15 protein-coding genes and 1 pseudogene are annotated in these 15,459 nt (G+C 71.1%); 9 read left to right on the top strand and 7 right to left on the bottom strand.

What is annotated here, in order from left to right:
* Nucleotides 1-36 precede the first annotated feature (36 nt).
* Nucleotides 37-1,194 (bottom strand): RNA-guided endonuclease InsQ/TnpB family protein, encoded by a 1,158-nt coding sequence (locus F7R91_RS34040; RefSeq protein WP_191971751.1) that lies wholly within the window; start codon nucleotides 1,192-1,194, stop codon nucleotides 37-39.
* Nucleotides 1,195-1,217: 23 nt separating this feature from the next.
* Between F7R91_RS34040 and tnpA the strand changes: the two genes are divergently transcribed.
* The 6 genes from tnpA to F7R91_RS34075 all read left to right on the top strand — a co-directional run bounded on the left by tnpA (nucleotide 1,218) and on the right by F7R91_RS34075 (nucleotide 6,465).
* Nucleotides 1,218-1,646, top strand: a complete 429-nt coding sequence (gene tnpA / locus F7R91_RS34045) for an IS200/IS605 family transposase (RefSeq protein WP_150955988.1) — start codon at nucleotides 1,218-1,220, stop codon at nucleotides 1,644-1,646.
* Between the two features lie 234 nt (nucleotides 1,647-1,880).
* Nucleotides 1,881-2,516, top strand: a complete 636-nt coding sequence (locus F7R91_RS34050; protein WP_150955991.1) for a hypothetical protein — start codon at nucleotides 1,881-1,883, stop codon at nucleotides 2,514-2,516.
* A gap of 90 nt (nucleotides 2,517-2,606) precedes the next feature.
* Nucleotides 2,607-2,852 carry a ferredoxin gene (locus tag F7R91_RS34055; protein ID WP_150955994.1) on the top strand — a complete coding sequence of 82 codons (246 nt, stop codon included), beginning with the start codon at nucleotides 2,607-2,609 and terminating at the stop codon, nucleotides 2,850-2,852.
* Nucleotides 2,809-4,233 carry an NAD(P)/FAD-dependent oxidoreductase gene (locus F7R91_RS34060; protein WP_408056084.1) on the top strand — a complete coding sequence of 475 codons (1,425 nt, stop codon included), beginning with the start codon at nucleotides 2,809-2,811 and terminating at the stop codon, nucleotides 4,231-4,233. Before F7R91_RS34055 ends, F7R91_RS34060 begins: the two co-directional genes overlap by 44 nt.
* Before the next feature lie 24 nt (nucleotides 4,234-4,257).
* On the top strand, nucleotides 4,258-5,493 hold the full coding sequence (locus tag F7R91_RS34065; RefSeq protein WP_150956001.1) for a cytochrome P450: 1,236 nt from the start codon (nucleotides 4,258-4,260) through the stop codon (nucleotides 5,491-5,493).
* A gap of 231 nt (nucleotides 5,494-5,724) precedes the next feature.
* Nucleotides 5,725-6,465 carry an SDR family NAD(P)-dependent oxidoreductase gene (locus F7R91_RS34075; RefSeq protein ID WP_150956004.1) on the top strand — a complete coding sequence of 247 codons (741 nt, stop codon included), beginning with the start codon at nucleotides 5,725-5,727 and terminating at the stop codon, nucleotides 6,463-6,465.
* 16 nt (nucleotides 6,466-6,481) lie between these two features.
* Here the strand turns inward: F7R91_RS34075 and F7R91_RS34080 are convergent.
* Together F7R91_RS34080 and F7R91_RS34085 are read right to left on the bottom strand one after the other, a co-directional pair.
* Nucleotides 6,482-7,053, bottom strand: a pseudogene (locus F7R91_RS34080) (GNAT family N-acetyltransferase).
* A 44-nt stretch (nucleotides 7,054-7,097) separates the two neighbouring features.
* Nucleotides 7,098-7,769 (bottom strand): helix-turn-helix transcriptional regulator, encoded by a 672-nt coding sequence (locus F7R91_RS34085; RefSeq protein ID WP_225320941.1) that lies wholly within the window; start codon nucleotides 7,767-7,769, stop codon nucleotides 7,098-7,100.
* Between the two features lie 91 nt (nucleotides 7,770-7,860).
* Here F7R91_RS34085 and F7R91_RS34090 point away from each other — a divergent pair, with 91 nt between their 5' ends.
* Nucleotides 7,861-8,295: a DoxX family protein gene (locus tag F7R91_RS34090; RefSeq protein WP_150956010.1), complete on the top strand. Its 435-nt coding sequence runs from the start codon at nucleotides 7,861-7,863 to the stop codon at nucleotides 8,293-8,295.
* 145 nt (nucleotides 8,296-8,440) lie between these two features.
* On the top strand, nucleotides 8,441-9,085 hold the full coding sequence (locus F7R91_RS34095; protein WP_150956013.1) for a phosphoribosyltransferase: 645 nt from the start codon (nucleotides 8,441-8,443) through the stop codon (nucleotides 9,083-9,085).
* An 18-nt stretch (nucleotides 9,086-9,103) separates the two neighbouring features.
* Here F7R91_RS34095 and F7R91_RS34100 read toward each other — a convergent pair whose 3' ends face one another.
* Nucleotides 9,104-10,231 carry a CapA family protein gene (locus tag F7R91_RS34100; protein ID WP_150956016.1) on the bottom strand — a complete coding sequence of 376 codons (1,128 nt, stop codon included), beginning with the start codon at nucleotides 10,229-10,231 and terminating at the stop codon, nucleotides 9,104-9,106.
* Nucleotides 10,232-10,291: 60 nt separating this feature from the next.
* Complete coding sequence (locus F7R91_RS34105) at nucleotides 10,292-10,525, bottom strand: response regulator transcription factor (RefSeq protein ID WP_150956019.1); 234 nt, start codon at nucleotides 10,523-10,525, stop codon at nucleotides 10,292-10,294.
* A 309-nt stretch (nucleotides 10,526-10,834) separates the two neighbouring features.
* Between F7R91_RS34105 and F7R91_RS34110 the strand changes: the two genes are divergently transcribed.
* Nucleotides 10,835-13,291, top strand: a complete 2,457-nt coding sequence (locus tag F7R91_RS34110; protein WP_150956022.1) for a SpoIIE family protein phosphatase — start codon at nucleotides 10,835-10,837, stop codon at nucleotides 13,289-13,291.
* Nucleotides 13,292-13,379: 88 nt separating this feature from the next.
* Here the strand turns inward: F7R91_RS34110 and F7R91_RS42280 are convergent, their stop codons facing one another.
* Nucleotides 13,380-14,624, bottom strand: coding sequence for a DUF6777 domain-containing protein (locus F7R91_RS42280; RefSeq protein WP_191971752.1), 1,245 nt, complete (start codon nucleotides 14,622-14,624; stop codon nucleotides 13,380-13,382).
* Between the two features lie 327 nt (nucleotides 14,625-14,951).
* Nucleotides 14,952-15,459, bottom strand: a 508-nt coding sequence (locus F7R91_RS42285; RefSeq protein WP_225320943.1) for a hypothetical protein, incomplete at its 5' end; no start/stop codon positions are given.

A 15,459-nucleotide genomic window follows, 5' to 3' on the forward strand; every position in this document is an offset into this window, starting at 1 on the left:
AGCTGGCTGCTGGGTGGGCTCCTCCGTCCAGACACCCTATGGGGTGGCAGGGACGCGTGACTCACGCCCCGCGATCCACACAGCGTCGCCCTTGCGGGCGATGTTGTGAGAAGCGTTCCGGTCCGCGTGGGCAACGACCCCGCAGTTCAGGCAGATGAACAGTGCTTGGCTTGCCCGGTTCTTCTTGTCGATGTGGCCGCACTCGCAGCACTGCCGCGAGGTGTAGGCGGGATCGACATGGACCACGGGCACGCCGGCCCTGCGGGCCTTGTAGACGATGAAGTCTGCGAGCTGGGCGAAGGCCCAGGAGTGGAGCGTGACCCGTTGGGGCTTGCGGAGCCGTACCCTCTGCCGGATTCCCTTGAGTTCTTCCAGGGAGATACCGGCCGAGGTGCGTTCAGCCTCGGTCACGATCGTCTTGGCGATGATGTGGTTCGTGTTCGTGACGTGCCGCGCTTCGCGGCGGGAGCGCTCTTTGAGACGTCGCTTGGCGGACTTGGTGCGCTTCTTCTGGAGCTTGGCCCGCAAGGCGAGCTGACGCTTGCGGTACCGGTTCAGGCCGCGCCCGGCGGCCTGGTAGCCGGTGGACGTGGTGGCGATGTTCGCGATCCCGAGATCAACGCCGATGAAGCCGTCCGGCTCGTACTGCTCCGCCTCGGGGACCTCGCACACGGCGAGGAGGTAGAACACGCCGTCGCGTTCGATCAGGTCGGATTCGCCCTTGCGGTACTGCTGGAGCATCTTGAGCGCATCGGCGGAGCAGGCGAAGCGCACGTTCTTGAGGCGGCCTGCGGTGGTCCAGATGGACACCGCCTGCGCGTCGTACTGCCAGCTCAGACACCGGTCGTCATACGGCTGCGCGGCCTGGGGCCGGAAGACGACCGGCTTCGCCTGCGCCGTGCGCCGGCGCTTCGAGCCCGGCCTGCCGAGGTTCTGGGCCCGCAGGCCGGCGTGCAGCGTGGTGTAGGCGTCGCGCACCTTCTTGATGACGTGCTGCGCGACCTGAGCGCCGAGCCCGCGTTCCTTGAGCTGCGCATAGGCCAGCTTCCGCAGCGCGTACTCACGCGGCACACCGTTCATGAACGCGACCTCGGAGACCCAGTTGGCCTCCGAGTTGAACGTGTGCATGGTCGCAGCAATCGCCGATGCCTGTGCGGCATCCGGTATCAGCTTGACCTGCGTCACGACCTTCACGAGCAAGATCGTAGCATTGATCTATGTCACCACGCTGGGAGCCAAACCCCAACATCCGCAGGGGCCGAACCGTCACCTACACCCTCCATGCACATTTGGTCTTCACGCCCAAGTACCGGCGCGGCCCGTTCACGGACGAGATCCTTCGCCGCTGCGAAGAGATCATGCGGGACGTCTGCGCCGACTTCGAAACCGAACTGGTCGAGTTCAACGGCGAACGCGATCACGTCCACCTCCTCGTGCACTACCCGCCCAAGGTCGCCATCTCGCGCTTGGTCGGCTCCCTCAAAGGCGTCTCCGCCCGAAGGCTTCGCCAGGAGTTTCCCGCCCACATCCGAAAGTACCTGCGGGGTGATCACTTCTGGTCGCCGTCCTACTTCGCCGCATCCTGCGGCGGCCCACCACTCAGCATCATCAAGGAGTACATCGAGAACCAGAAACGTCCCGCCTGACGTCAACAGTACGGACCCGTGCACCCACACGAGTCAGAGCAGTCCAAAGAAGCGCTTCCTCCCGGGCGTGAACGCCCGGCATTCCGCGCTAGATCATGCTGAAGCCCCTGCCGCCCGGCGGGTGGCCCTGGCCTGTACGGCGTAGCGCGTTCTTCCTCCCGAGTGGCCCCGGTGGCACGAACCCCCGGATCGCTGGTGTCTGGGTACAGAAGGCCGGACAGAGAGCGAGAAGCGATGCAACTGAAGCGCGGGCGCCTCGGGACACCCCGGGCCGCCGGGACAGCCGGGGTCGTGTTCGCGGTCCTGATGGCCACGACGATCATCCTGGTGCGTACCGCTCTGCCCAGCGGGGGCGGCGGGGACGAGATCGACGTGACCGGCGCACAGCTCAACGCCGTGCAGACGGCGCTGGAGCTGCTTCCGTTCGCCGGGATCGCCTTCCTGTGGTTCATGGGCGCGGTGCGCGAGCAGGCCGGTGAGGGAGAGGACCGGTTCGTCTCCACCGTGTTCCTCGGCAGCGGCCTGATCTTCGCGGCCATCCTGTTCGTCAGCGGCGCGGCGGTCGGTACTGTGCTCGACGAGAGCCAGAACGACGCGACCTTCGGCCGCCACTTCGCCTACACCTTGCTGACCACGTACGCGATGCGGATGGCCGCGGTGTTCATCCTCACGGCCTCGACCATCGCCCGCCGGCTCGGCGCCCTCCCGCGCCCGCTCGTCGCCTTCGGCCTGCTGGCCGGTCTGACGCTGCTGGTGGTGGGATCGAGCGTGCCCTGGTCCGAACTGGTCTTCCCGGCCTGGGCGCTGGTCGTCAGCCTGCACATCCTGCGAGGACGCCGCGCAGGCCCGCAGCCGGCGACCCCGACCTGAGCCGGTCCAACCGATCACTCGAACGGTCTTCCCCTCGTCGCCGTCTGCCCTCCGGGCACCGAGGCTGGTCGGAGGGGGTCGACCGGGCCGATGGAGAGGACCGATCACGTGGTAAGGATTGCCGTCGATCTGAACCGCTGTCAGGGGTACGCGCAGTGCGCGTTCCTCGCTCCCGAGATCTTCGTCATGCACGGCGAGGAGGCGCTGCTGTACAACCCGGATGCCGACGAGGCACAGCGCGACAAGCTGGCCCAGGCCGCCGCGGCCTGCCCCGTCCAGGCCATCCTGGTCGATGCCGTGGGCGCTGGGGCCGAGGCGGTGTCCGGTGATCGGTGACGGCTCCCTGGAACGGTTCAAGCGCGAGGGCCGCATTGTCGTGGTCGGCGCCTCGCTGGCGGGCCTGCGGGCTGCGGAAGCCCTGCGCGACAAGGGTTTCGCGGGTTCTCTGACGGTGATCGGTGACGAGCCCCACGAGCCGTACGACCGGCCTCCGCTGTCCAAACAGGTACTGCTGGGCAAGGCGGTCGCCGACCGTACGGCGCTGCCCAGGCTGCGGTCGGTCGACGCGACCTGGCGGCTCGGTGTCGCCGCCGCCGGCCTGGACATGGCCGGCAGACGGGTGCGGCTGGCCGACGGCGACGAGGTGCCGTACGACCGCCTGCTGATCGCCACCGGAGTGCGGGCGCGCCCGTGGCCGCGCGAGGCCGAGGCGGAACTCGACGGGGTCTTCGTGCTGCGGACCCGCAACGACGGCGCAGCGCTCGCACGGCGGCTCGCCGCGGGGCCCAAGCGGGTTCTGGTCATCGGCGCCGGGTTCACCGGCTCGGAGATCGCCTCCGCCTGCCGCGAGCGCGGCCTCGCCGTCACCGTCGCCGAGCGCGGCTCGGCGCCCCTGGTCGGCGCGCTCGGCGGGGTGGTCGGCGCGGTCTCCGCCGAGATGCAGCGCGAGCACGGTGTGGACCTGCGGACCGGGGTCATGGTGACCGCTCTGGAGGGCGATGCCTCGGGACGGGTGCGCGCGGCGCACCTGTCCGACGGCTCCACCGTGGAGACCGACCTGGTGATCATCTCTCTCGGTGCCACCCGCAACACCGAGTGGCTCGCCGGGTCCGGGCTGGGGGCCGGCCCCCGCGGCATCGCCTGCGACGCGGGCTGCCGCGCCTTCGACGTCCGCGGCATTGTGACCGACGACATCTACGCGGCCGGCGACGTCGCCCGCTGCCCGCACCCCCTGTTCGGCTACCAGTTCCTGTCCCTGGAGCACTGGGGCAACGCCGTCACGCAGGCTCGGATCGCGGCGCACAACATGCTCAGCGAGAGCATCGACCGGATCCCGCACATGGAGGTGCCGGCCTTCTGGTCCTCGCAGTTCGGAGTCAACATCAAGTCCGTCGGGGTGCCGTCGCTGGGGACGGAGATCCTCATCGCGCAGGGCTCGCTCAAGGATCACCGGTTCGTCGGCGTCTACGGCTACCAGGGGCGCGTCATCGGGGCGGTCGCCTTCGACCAGGCCCGGTGGCTGCCGTTCTACCAGGAGCTGATCGAGACCACCGCGCCGTTCCCGCCGCCGTTCCCCACGGTCGACCGGCACTCGGACGGAGCGCGGCCGCTCGACGCGGACTTCCCCGACCCGTCGATTCCCACCCACGGGCCCACTGTGACCCTTAGCGGATACTCGCCGGCCGACCGCCGGATGACGTTCACCCCCGCGCACTGACCCGCACGGCCACGAGGACTCGCCATGACGCAATCCGCACTGCACCAGATCCTGGACTACGCCAACCGCCCGAATCCGTACCCGATCTACGAAGAGCTGCGGAAGACGCCGGTGTTCCACGAGGACGACGGGCCGTACGTCATCAGCACCTACTACGAGATCCGCAGCCTGCTGCACGATCCCCGGATCAGCTCCGACGCCCGCAATCTGACCTCGACCACCGGCGGCGGGCCGGCCGAGCCGCCCCAGGAGGAGAGCGCCCTGCCGCCGGGCTTCCTGAAGCTCGACCCGCCGGAACACGACCGGCTGCGACGCATGACGAACCGGCCCTTCGGCCCGCCGCACTCCCCCCACCGGGTCGACGGAATGCGCGAAGAGCTCCATGACATCGTCTCCGGCCTCATCGACGGCATCGGCGACACGGGCCGCATCGACCTGGTGGAACAGTTCTCGTATCCCTTCCCGGTGACGGTGATCTGCCGGCTGCTCGGGGTGCCCCGCGAGGACGAGGCGCGCTTCCACACCTGGGCGGACACCCTCGCCGCGAGCCTGGACCCCGACCCGGACGCGGATCCCGCCGGGCGGGGGAAGGAGGCGCACGACGCCCGTATGGAACTGGGCATGTATCTGGCCGGCCTGATCGAGGAGCGCCGCAAGAACCCCGGCGAGGACATGCTCTCCCAGCTGGCGACGGCCAAGGGCGGGGACGGTCCGATGAGCACGATGGAACTGCTCAGCACCGCGGCGCTGCTGCTGATCGCGGGGCACGAGACCACCGTCAACCTCATCACCAACGGAATGCTGACCCTGCTGCGCCGTCCCGACGTCCTGCAACGGCTGCGCGAGGATCCGAAGCTGGCCGTGCCCCTCGTCGAAGAGCTCCTGCGCTTCGAGCCGCCGGTACAACTCCTGCCCCAGCGCACCACTCTCGCCGACATCGAGGTCCGTGGCGTCACCATCCCGAAGGGCGCCTCGCTCTGGCTGGTCCTGGCGTCCGGCAACCGCGACCCGCAGCGCTTCGAGAACCCGGACCGCTTCGACCCGGACCGCCGGGACATCCAGCACCTCGGCCTGGGCAGCGGCATCCACAGCTGTTTCGGCGCACCGCTCGCCCGGCTGGAGGCCCAGACCGCCCTGTCGGAGCTGGCCCGGCGGATGGAGAACCCCCGTCTGCTGGAGGACCCGCCCCCCTACCGGCAGAACGCCGTACTGCGCGGGCCCCGGCATCTGCCCATCGCCTGCGACGGGATCCGTCCCTAGGGGGTGTCGTTTGGATCAGGCTGGCCGTGAGAAGCGGCGCCTATCAGCCAAGTCGAGCGGGGTGTGGTGCGTGCAGCTGCAAGGCGGAGGAGGGCGTCAACGCGGAGCGGTGGCAACCGACGACAACGCGGCAGATGTGCGTGCCACACCCCGCGACGCCGGCATGGTCCAAACGACACCCCCTGGTCGGCCGGCCTGTGACAGTGAGCAGCCATGGCAAGATCCGCGTCCATGAGGAGTGAACAAGCGGACCGGCCCGTCGCGCTGGTCACCGGGTCCACCTCCGGGATCGGGGAGGCCGTCGCCCGGAGGCTGGCGGCGGACGGCATGCGGGTCGTGGTGCACTCGCGACGCAGTGCGCAGGCCGGGGAGGCGCTGGCGGCGGAGCTCGGCGGGGCGTATGTGCGGGCCGACCTGGCGGTGGAGGACGAGGCCCGCGGGCTGGTCGAGGCGGCGCTCGGCCGGTACGGGCGGCTGGACGTGCTCGTGAACAACGCGGGCATCAGCCGGCCGATCCCGCACGACGATCTGGCCGCGGCGACACCGGCGGACTGGCGACAGCTGCTGGAGGTGAACCTGATCGCGCCATGGGTGCTGTGCACGGCGGCACTGCCGACGCTGCGTCAATCCCCCGTGGGCGGAAGCATCGTGAACATCACCAGCCATGCCGGGGTGCGGCCCAAGGGCTCGTCGGTGCCGTATGCGGCGAGCAAGGCCGCGCTGAACCACGTGACCCGGCTGCTCGCCGCCGCGCTCGCGCCCGAGGTGCGGGTCAACGCGGTGGCCCCGGGGCTGGTGGACACACCCATGACCAAGGACTGGGCCCACGCGCACGAAGTGTGGCGAAACCGCGCGCCCATGCGCCGCCCCGCCCAACCCGCGGACGTGGCCGACGTGGTGGCGTCGCTGATCGCCCACACCTATCTCACCGGAGAGGTCATCATGCTCGACGGCGGGCTGAACCTGACCTGAGCACCAGGCCCGAGGGTCAGCCCAGATCGAGCCGCATCAGGATCCGGGGTGGCCGGCCAGCACCGAGGTGGTGTCGGCGGCGTGGGTGAATCCGGCGCGTTCGAAGTTCTTCCGGATCCCGGCGTACGCCATCGTCATGTCGACCCGCGCGTCTCCGTTGTCGAGGGGGTACGCCTCGATCACCGGTGCGCCGTGGGCGCGGGCGAACTCGACCGCACCGGCGATGAGAGCGTGCGAGATGCCCTGCTTGCGGTGACCGGGCCGTACGCGGATGCACCACAGGGACCAGACCGGGAGGTCGTCGATGTGCGGGATCTTGCGGCTGTGCGCGAAGGAGGTGTCCGAGCGCGGAGCCACGGCGGCCCAGCCGACCGGCTCGTCGCCGTCGTAGGCAAGGACCCCCGGAGGGGGTTGCGACCGGCACAGTTCGGCGACGTACTCACCACGGGCCGGGCCCCGGAGCTCGTTGTTGAGCTTCGACGGGATCCGGTAGCTCAGGCACCAGCAGACGTTGGAGTCGGGCGACTTCGGACCGAGCAGGGCGTGGACGTCGTCGAAGACCGAAGCCGGCCGCACTTCGATGGTCATGGCACCACCCTGTCACGGCGCGTACGGCGACGCTGCCGCCTTGATCAGGCGAGAGGCTCCAGTCGTACGCAGCACCGGCCGGGCGTAGGGGCCAAAGACGCCGCAAGCCCGGTCTCGCCCAGCCCGTGGAGGACACCGCGCAGCAGATGCAGGTTCATCCCGCACACGGTCTCGGTGTGCTCCCGGGCCAGAGCGTGGAAGGGGCAGTTGACCAGCACGATGACGCCTTCCTCGTGCCGCGGCTCGAAGCCGTACAGCTCAAGCACACCGAACAGGTTCGCGTCCCGCTGGCCGCCCAGCCGAGTGCCGAGCTCTTCGGCCGTGCGGTGCAGCACGTCCCGCACCGGCGCACCGGTTGCGCCGGACTCCTCCACGGCCCGGGCAAGGAGCTGTCCGGCCAGCTCGTAGCGGCGGTCCGGGAGGCTGACCGCGACCTGCTTCGTCGAGCGCCGGTACAGCTTGGCCGGCCTGCCGGCCCCCGGGCCCGCCCGTCCGCTGCGACGCTCGTAGACGACGTCGAGCAGTGATTCCTCGGCGAGCCGGTCGAGATGGAACGCCGCGGTCTGGCGAGCCAGGCCCAGGGCGGCGGCCGCCTCGTCCCGGCTGACGGGTGCCGGCTGGCGCACCACATGGTCGTACAGCCGTCTGCGCGTCGGCTCGTCCAGGGCTGCGATGGCGGAGACGTCGGTGTCGCGTGCTTCGTTCGTGGCGTCCACGGCACCAGTGTAAAACCCATGGCCATTGACTAAAGAAGAAATCCGCGCTTCTATCGTTAATGAGAGTTGTCGATAGAAGGAGAGGTCGGCCATGTCCTCAGTGACCACACGCGCCACGTCCGCGGACTCCAGGCATACGCTGCTCGGCGATCCCGGCTACCAGGCGTTCCTGATCCTGCGCACCGGCTTCGCCGTGGCGCCGATCCTCTTCGGGCTGGACAAGTTCGCCAACCTGCTCGTGGACTGGCCCGCCTACCTCGCGCCGTGGATCAACGACATCGTCCCCGGCAGCGCCCAGACGGCCATGTACGTGGTCGGCGTGATCGAAATCGTGGCAGGCGTCGCCGTGGCCCTCGCTCCGCGCTTCGGAGCCTGGCTGGTGGCCGGCTGGCTGGCGGGCATCATCATCAACCTCCTGACGATCCCCGACTATTACGACATCGCGCTGCGCGACTTCGGTCTGCTCCTCGGTGCGGTCGCCCTCGCGCGGCTCGCGGCGCGCTATCAGGGCACGCGGGAGCATTGACCGGGCGCGGACCACAACGGGAGTGAGCGCTCGGCCGGGCGGGCAGAGGGCGGTGGTGTGGACGCCGGCCCATCGGGGTACGCGGTGGCACGTGAGATGCACGCCGCACCGTCTTCTGCCCGGTGCCGTGAGAAAGAAGAAGCACATGCAGTTCCGTGACCGCAAGCAGGCGGGACAGGAACTGGCGGAACGGCTGCGGATCCTGCAGGAGAAAGGGGCGCTTCCGCATCCCGTGGTGCTCGCCCTGCCCCGCGGCGGAGTCGCGGTCGCCCGCGAAGTCGCGTCGGTGCTTCAGGCCCCCCTCGATGTGCTGGTCGTACGGAAGATCGGCGCCCCCTTCCATGAGGAGTTCGGTGTCGGCGCGATCGCGGGTGACGATCCTCCCCTCTTCGACGAGCGGACCCTGGACCGGCTGGGCATGAGCGTGGCGTCCCTCGCGGACGTGGTGGAACGCGAACGGAAGGAACTGCGGCGCCGCGAGGAGCACTACCGGCAGGGGCGGCCGGCGCCGGAGTTGCGCGGCCGGACCGTGATCGTCGTCGACGACGGACTGGCGACCGGTTCCACGGCACGGGCCGCCTTGCGCGCCGTACGGCATCAGGCACCCGAGCGGGTGGTCCTGGCCGTGCCGGTCAGCTCACCGGAGGCGGCCGATCTGATGAGGGAAGAGGCTGACGAGGTGGTCTGCCTCCACCGGCCGAGGGGGTTCATGGCCGTCGGCGAGTGGTACGAGGATTTCGCTCAGCTGACGGACACCGATGTCCTGGAGGCGCTGCACGACGATCGGTGAGCGGGCCTGCCGGGCAGCTCATTCGTAGGTGTCGGCGGCGGCGGACTTCTCGCACGAGAGCGTCCCGTCGGGCTTCTGGCCGACGCGCACACCGTCGCTGATGCGGTCGAGGGTGGTGCACAGCCACGCACGGTCCTCGTCCGGGGCGGGCTCCAGGCGCATACGGCGGGCCTGGAGCGGAACCATGTCCAGGCCGACCAGGCGGCCCGAGTCCGCCGCCACCGTGACGAGGTAGGCGATCCGGAGGTCGTCGCGGTACTCGGCGTAGCCCGCGATGCCCTCGTAGTCGTCGATGAAGTCGCCGCAGCCGTGGAGGATCAGCCGGTCCCGGTAGACCTCGACGGGGCGTGGATGGTGCGAGGAGTGCCCGTGGACGATGTCGACTCCGCCGTCCACCAGGGTGTGTCCGAAGCGGAGTTGATCCTGGGGAACGCGGTAGCCCCAGTTGGACCCCCAGTGGACGGACACGACCACGATGTCGCCCGGCCGCCTCTGCTGCCGCACACGCCGGACCACCGTGGCGGCGGAATCGGCCGACAGGTCGGGAACGTACGCGACCCCCGGCAGATCGGCGCTCGCCGCCCAGCCGTGCGGGACGCCACTGGACGGTGTCCCGAGGGCGAAGACCAGTACGCGGCCCCCGGCCGGGAGGGGAACCGCGATGGGTGCACACGCCTCGTCGGCGCTCCGTCCCGCACCCGCTGCCCGCAGCCCCGCGCCGTTCAGCGCATCCAGCGTCTCCTCCAGACCCGCGCGGCCGAAGTCCAGCACATGGTTGTTGGCCAGGACGCAGACGTCGGGACCGGCCACCGCCAGAGCGGGGAGGTTGGCCGGGTGCATGCGGTAGTGGACCGCCTTGGCGGGAGCGAACGCGCCGCTGCGTGTCACGGCCGTCTCCAGATTGACGATACGGACGTCCGGGGCGGCTTCCTCCAGCACCCGCAGCGCGTCGCCCCACGGCCAGGACGGAGCGACCGGCGCCGGAATCGGCCCGTTGGCCGACTCCGCCAGACGCACGTAGGTCAGGGCGTCCCGGACGTAGCCCTCCCGCAGCGCCGGATCCCCGGGCCGCTCCAGGATCTGATCGACACCGCGCCCGAGCATCACATCGCCGCAGACGAACAGCGTCACCACGCCCTCGGCCATACCCCCACCCTAGGAGCCGCCTGTCACGGTGGCCGATGGTCTGCTGGGGAGTTGGGGGTGTCAGAGACCGACGGAGATGGCCCATCGGGTGAGTTCGGCGGTGGTGTTGATGTTGAGCTTGGTGCGGATACGGCGGAGGTAGGCGTCGATCGTGTGCGGGGAGAGCCCCATCTGGCGGGCGGCCTGGAGGTAGGTGCAGCCGGAGGCGATGTGGTGGAGGGTTTCCAACTCGCGGGGGGCCAGTGCGGGGGTGGGAGCTTCGGTGTGCGTGGTGGGGGTGGGAGTGAGGCTCATGGGATGTCTCCGCCGGATCGGCTCGGTCGTCACTGCTCACACCGTCGGAAGCAGAGGGCAAATGCCGTATTGAGGCTGTTTGTCCGCTTTTAAGAATGCTGTCTGGGTGACGTCATGCCCGTGTCCGCCGACTGTCACAGGCCTGTCACAGGCCAAGATCAGCCGGTTGCGGTTCGTGAGAACGGGCACCCCGATGCGCGTTCAGGGCGCGAGCCGGCCAGGGGGACGTCGGGTTGGTGCTCGGCGCTCGTGAGGATCATGCTGGTGAGGGGGGCCCGGCCGTGCGGGTTGGCGAAGGGCTGATGAGTGATGATGGACCGTTTTCCCTCTCCTCCCGGTGAGCAGGCGCCGACGGGCGCCGCGACGGGGCCGGCGTACACGGCTTCGGCGATGGTCGACGAACGCGGCATGGTGACGGGATGGAGCGAGGGGGCCCGTCGGCTTCTGGGCTATGTGTCCTCCCAGGTGGTGGGGCATCCGGCCGCGCGGCTGCTGGCCGAGGGGATCGCGGATGCGGGCGAGGGCATGTGGCGGGGTGCGGCCGGGGGACGGCGGTGGAGCGGCACCGTGGTGCTGCGGCACCGGGACGGTCGCCGCCTGGAGCGCCGGCTGCTCGCACACCGCCGCAGGCCGGGCGGCCGCCACACGGAGTGGCTGGTGGTGTCCGCCGTGGCGGGCGAGCCGGACCCGCCCGCCGGTGGTGCGGGATCGCTGACTGCCGAGGGGCTGGGGGAGTGGGTGTTCCGTCAGTCGCCCAGCCTGCTGGCGGTCTTCGACACAGGCCTGCGGCTGGTGCGGGCGAATGCGGGCATGCAACGGGCCTTGTCGCTGTCCGAGGAGGAGATGCGAGGGCTGCGGCTGCCGGAGATCGCACCCGATCCGGTGAGCGATCAGGCCGAGGCGGCCATGCGTCTGGTGGTGGCCGGCAACGAGGTGCAGGAAATGGAGGCGTGCGTCGGCCCCGCGGGTGTCGGTGCGGAGTACGGCTGGCCGGCGTCGCTCGCTCCCCTGAAGGATGCCGGCGGGCGGGTGCGAGCGGTGTGTCTGGCGGCGCATCATCCGCTCCCCGGCCAGCTCGCGGGGCAGCGGATGCAGTGGCTGGACGAGGCGAAAACCCGTATCGGCACCACTTCGGACGTGCAGCGCACCGCGCAGGAGCTGACCGACGTCGCCGTACCCCGTCTTGCGGACTTCGCCGCCGTGGACCTGCTGCCGGACGTCCCCCGGCGAGGCGATGACGAGCCTTCCGTCCCCGCGGCCGTGCCGCTCACACTGCGCCGCACCGCCGTCGCCTCGGTCGTCGGGGCGGGCCCCGAGGTGGGGGAGTCGCTGCGCTATCCGGCCCTCTCGCCGGTGACCCGGTGCGTGGCCGAGGGCCGCGGCGCGGTGTACGGGGCGGGCGATCCGGCCGTTGCCGCCTGGGCGGAGCAGGACCGTCAGGCCGTCTGGCTGCGCGAGTCGGAGGTGCATTCGGTGATGGTGGTGCCCGTGCGGGGCCAGGACGGCGTCACGCTCGGTACGGCGCTGCTGGGCCGCCACCGGCGCCGGGAGCCCTTCGATGCCGGGGACCTGGCCGCGGCGGAGGAACTGACCTTCCGTGCGGGCGTCGCCATGCACGCCGCGCGCCGTCCGGCCCGGGAGCACACCACGACGATGACGCTCCAGCGCAGTCTGCTGCCGCAGACGCTGCCGGACCAGCAGGCGTTGGACATCGCCACCCGCTATCTGCCGGCCGGCGGACGCGCCGGGGTGGGCGGTGACTGGTTCGACGTCATCCCGCTGTCGGGGACGCGGGTTGCTCTGGTGGTGGGCGACGTCGTCGGTCACGGTATCCGGGCGTCGGCCACCATGGGCCGGGTACGGACCGCGGTGCGGACCCTGGCCGATGTCGATCTGCCGCCGGACGAACTGCTCACCCACCTCGACGACCTGGTCATCCACCTGTCGGCGGAGGAAAGCGGCGCGGAAGGCGCGGCCGAGAGCGCCGGGGGCATCGGCACGACCTGCCTGTACGCGGTCTACGACCCCGTCTCCCGGGGCCTGAGCCTGGCCCGGGCCGGGCATCCCCCGCCCGCGGTGGTGACCCCGGACGGTGCGGTCCGCTTCCTGGATGTGCCGCCCGGCCCGCCGCTGGGCCTGGGCGGACTGCCGTTCGAGACGTTCGAGACCGAACTGCCCGCCGGCAGCCTGCTCGCGCTGTACACCGACGGTCTGCTCGCGGCCCGCGAGCACGACATCGACGAGGCACTGGACCAGATGTTCAGGGCACTGGCCCGCCCCGCGGGCACACTGGACGCGGTCTGCGACCGGATCCTGACCTCCATGCTCGCCCACCGGCCCGACGACGACATCGCCCTGCTCGTCGCCCGCACCCGCTCCCTCGACTCGGGCCGCGTCGCGACCTGGGACGTGGCCTTCGACCCCTCCGCAGTTGCCCGGGCACGCCAGCAGGCCACCGAGCAGCTCACCGCCTGGCAGCTGGACGAGGCCTCGTTCATCACCGAGCTCGTGGTCAGCGAACTCGTCACCAACGCCATCCGCTACGGCCGCCCGCCGGTCCGGCTGCGCCTGATCCACGCCGGCACCACCCTCATCTGCGAGGTCTACGACTCCGCCGGCACCGCCCCCCACATGCGCCGTGCCCGCGTCTTCGACGAGGGAGGCCGGGGCCTGCTGCTGGTCGGCCAGCTCGCCCAGCGCTGGGGCTCACGGCACACCGTCGCCGGGAAGACCGTGTGGGCGGAGCAATTCCTTGACCCGGACTGACCCCCGACTGAGCGGACTTACCGGACTGACGGGACCGGCGCGGCGGCCGACGAGCGGGTGGCAGTGCCCGGTGGTCCGACCGTGCAGGTCACGGGGCGGGTGGACTACCAGGCGCGGCCGGTTGCTGCGGTCGGCTTGCCGGGGGTGCGGAGGTGGCGTCGTCCGGGGCTGCCTTCTCGGGTGCCGCCGGTTCCGGTTCCGGTGGCGAGGGTGGGTCGGCAGGTGCCGGGTCGGCTGGGGCCGGGTCGGCCGGGGCAGGTGCCGGGTCGGCCGGGGCAGGGTCCGGGTTGGCCGGGGGCGCCGCGGGGGAGGAGGTGGGCGGCTGGCCGGGCCCGGGTGAGGAGGCGTCCTTCGCGGTCTTGTCCTTCGGCCGGCTGGTCGTCGTCTCCGGCGCGGGCGGTTGGTGCTCGGGCGGTGGTGAGGTCGTCGGGTCGTGCGGGTGGGCCCTCCGGGTGGGGTGGTCTTCCTGCGTGGGGCTGGTCGTGACGAATGTCTGTACCGGGCGGGGTGTGGGGGTGACGGTGATGACGTCGGAGGGCCGGTAGCCGGGCCATGCGTTGTGTGTATCGCGAGGCGGGGCCTGCCGCGGAGCGGGGGGTGTCAGCGGGTTGCCGCAGGCGCAGCGCACCCGGGGTGTGCCGTGGCGGTCCACCAGGACCGAGGTGCCGGCCTGCAGGACGGCCGGGTAGCTGGTGGCTCTCCCGTTCCGGTAGCCGTGATTGGTGACAAGGGTGTCGGTGGTGAGCTTGAGGGGAGTGAGGGTGCGCAGGTAGGAGGGGACGCGGGACGGCTTGAGCCCGAGCGTCGAAGCAAAGGCCCGGTTCTTCGGCGCATGGGCCCCGAGCGTGGTGATCTGCCGGTTCACATTGCAGCGGGCGGCCTGGCGCGTTCCGCCGTACAGGCCGGGCGCGTCGCCGTTCACGCTGCGCGTCACCGTGCCCGCGGCCGGGGCCGCCGGTGCGGCGTCCTCCTGTACGACCGGCTCGGTGAAGGGATCCGGGCCGGTGGCGCCGGCGGCCTGAAGAAAGACCTCGCCCCGTTGTTGCGGGGCGCCGGTGGGATGGGTGAGGACGAGGCCCAGGGCCAGAGCGAGCGCCGCCACGACGGCGGTGGTGATCAGGGCCGTCCGCGGTGTGGGCGTGCCCCGTCGGCGCCGTGACCGGCCGCCCGGTTCGCCGTGGCCCGTCCCGTTCGCGTCCTCGGGGTCCGGCGGGCGGGTGCCGCCGCCCGACAGGGGACCTGCGGGAGGACCCGGGGGAAGGGGAATGGCGGGTGGAGGACTGGTGGGAGGGCCGCCGGCGGAGTTGTCGGACGGCCGCGGGCTGCTGTTCACGGGCCCTGCTCCCCCGTATCAGGGCCGGCAGAGCACCGGCCGGCGGCCTGCTCTCCGCACCGGGTACGCCGACGTGCCCCGCACTCTTGACGTCCCCCGCACTCTGACGGAGCGGGCGGGCACTCCCGCGCCCGTGACGTGGGTGAGGGTGAGGCGCTGGTCTCGATCGCCTGCGGGCTGGTGGTCGCAGCGGCGTGGCGTCGGCAATGCGTCGGGGACATGAGTGCGGTTCCTTTCGGGGCAAGGGTGGGTCCGAAGACGGCGACGGGGTGAAGGCCGTGGGAGCCTTCACCCCGTCGCACTGGGGGTGGTGATCCGGGCGTTGCCTTATACCGCCGGGGCGGGTGCGGCCGGGGCCGGCTCAGCGGGCGCCGGTGCCGGCGGGGCCGGCGGGGCCGGGTCGGCCGGGGCGGGCGCCGGGTCGGCAGGTGCCGGGTCGGCCGGAGCGGGGGCCGGGTCGGCGGGCGCCGGGGCGGCCGGATCGGGCTTCGCCGGGTCGGGCTTGGCCGGGTCGGGCTTGGCCGGGTCGGGCTTGGCCGGGTCCGGCTTTGCGGGGTCGGGCTTGGCCGGGTCGGGCTTCGCGGGGTCCGGCTTTGCGGGGTCGGGCTTGGCCGGGTCGGGCTTCGCGGGGTCCGGCTTACCGTGATCGGGCTTCTCGTTGTGCTCGTGCTGCTGGACCTCGTGCTCGTCCTTCCAGTGGTCCTGGTACTTGTCCCAGTGCTCCTCGTGGTGCCGGTGCTTCTTCCAGAAGTAGTAGTCGTTGTAGGAGTCCCAGAAGTACCACTTCTTGTGGTGCTTGATGATGAAGTAGCAGTCGTAGTGGTCGTCCCAGTAG

The sequence above is a fragment of the Streptomyces luteolifulvus genome (assembly GCF_008806595.1).
GTDB classification, from domain to species: domain Bacteria; phylum Actinomycetota; class Actinomycetes; order Streptomycetales; family Streptomycetaceae; genus Streptomyces; species Streptomyces luteolifulvus.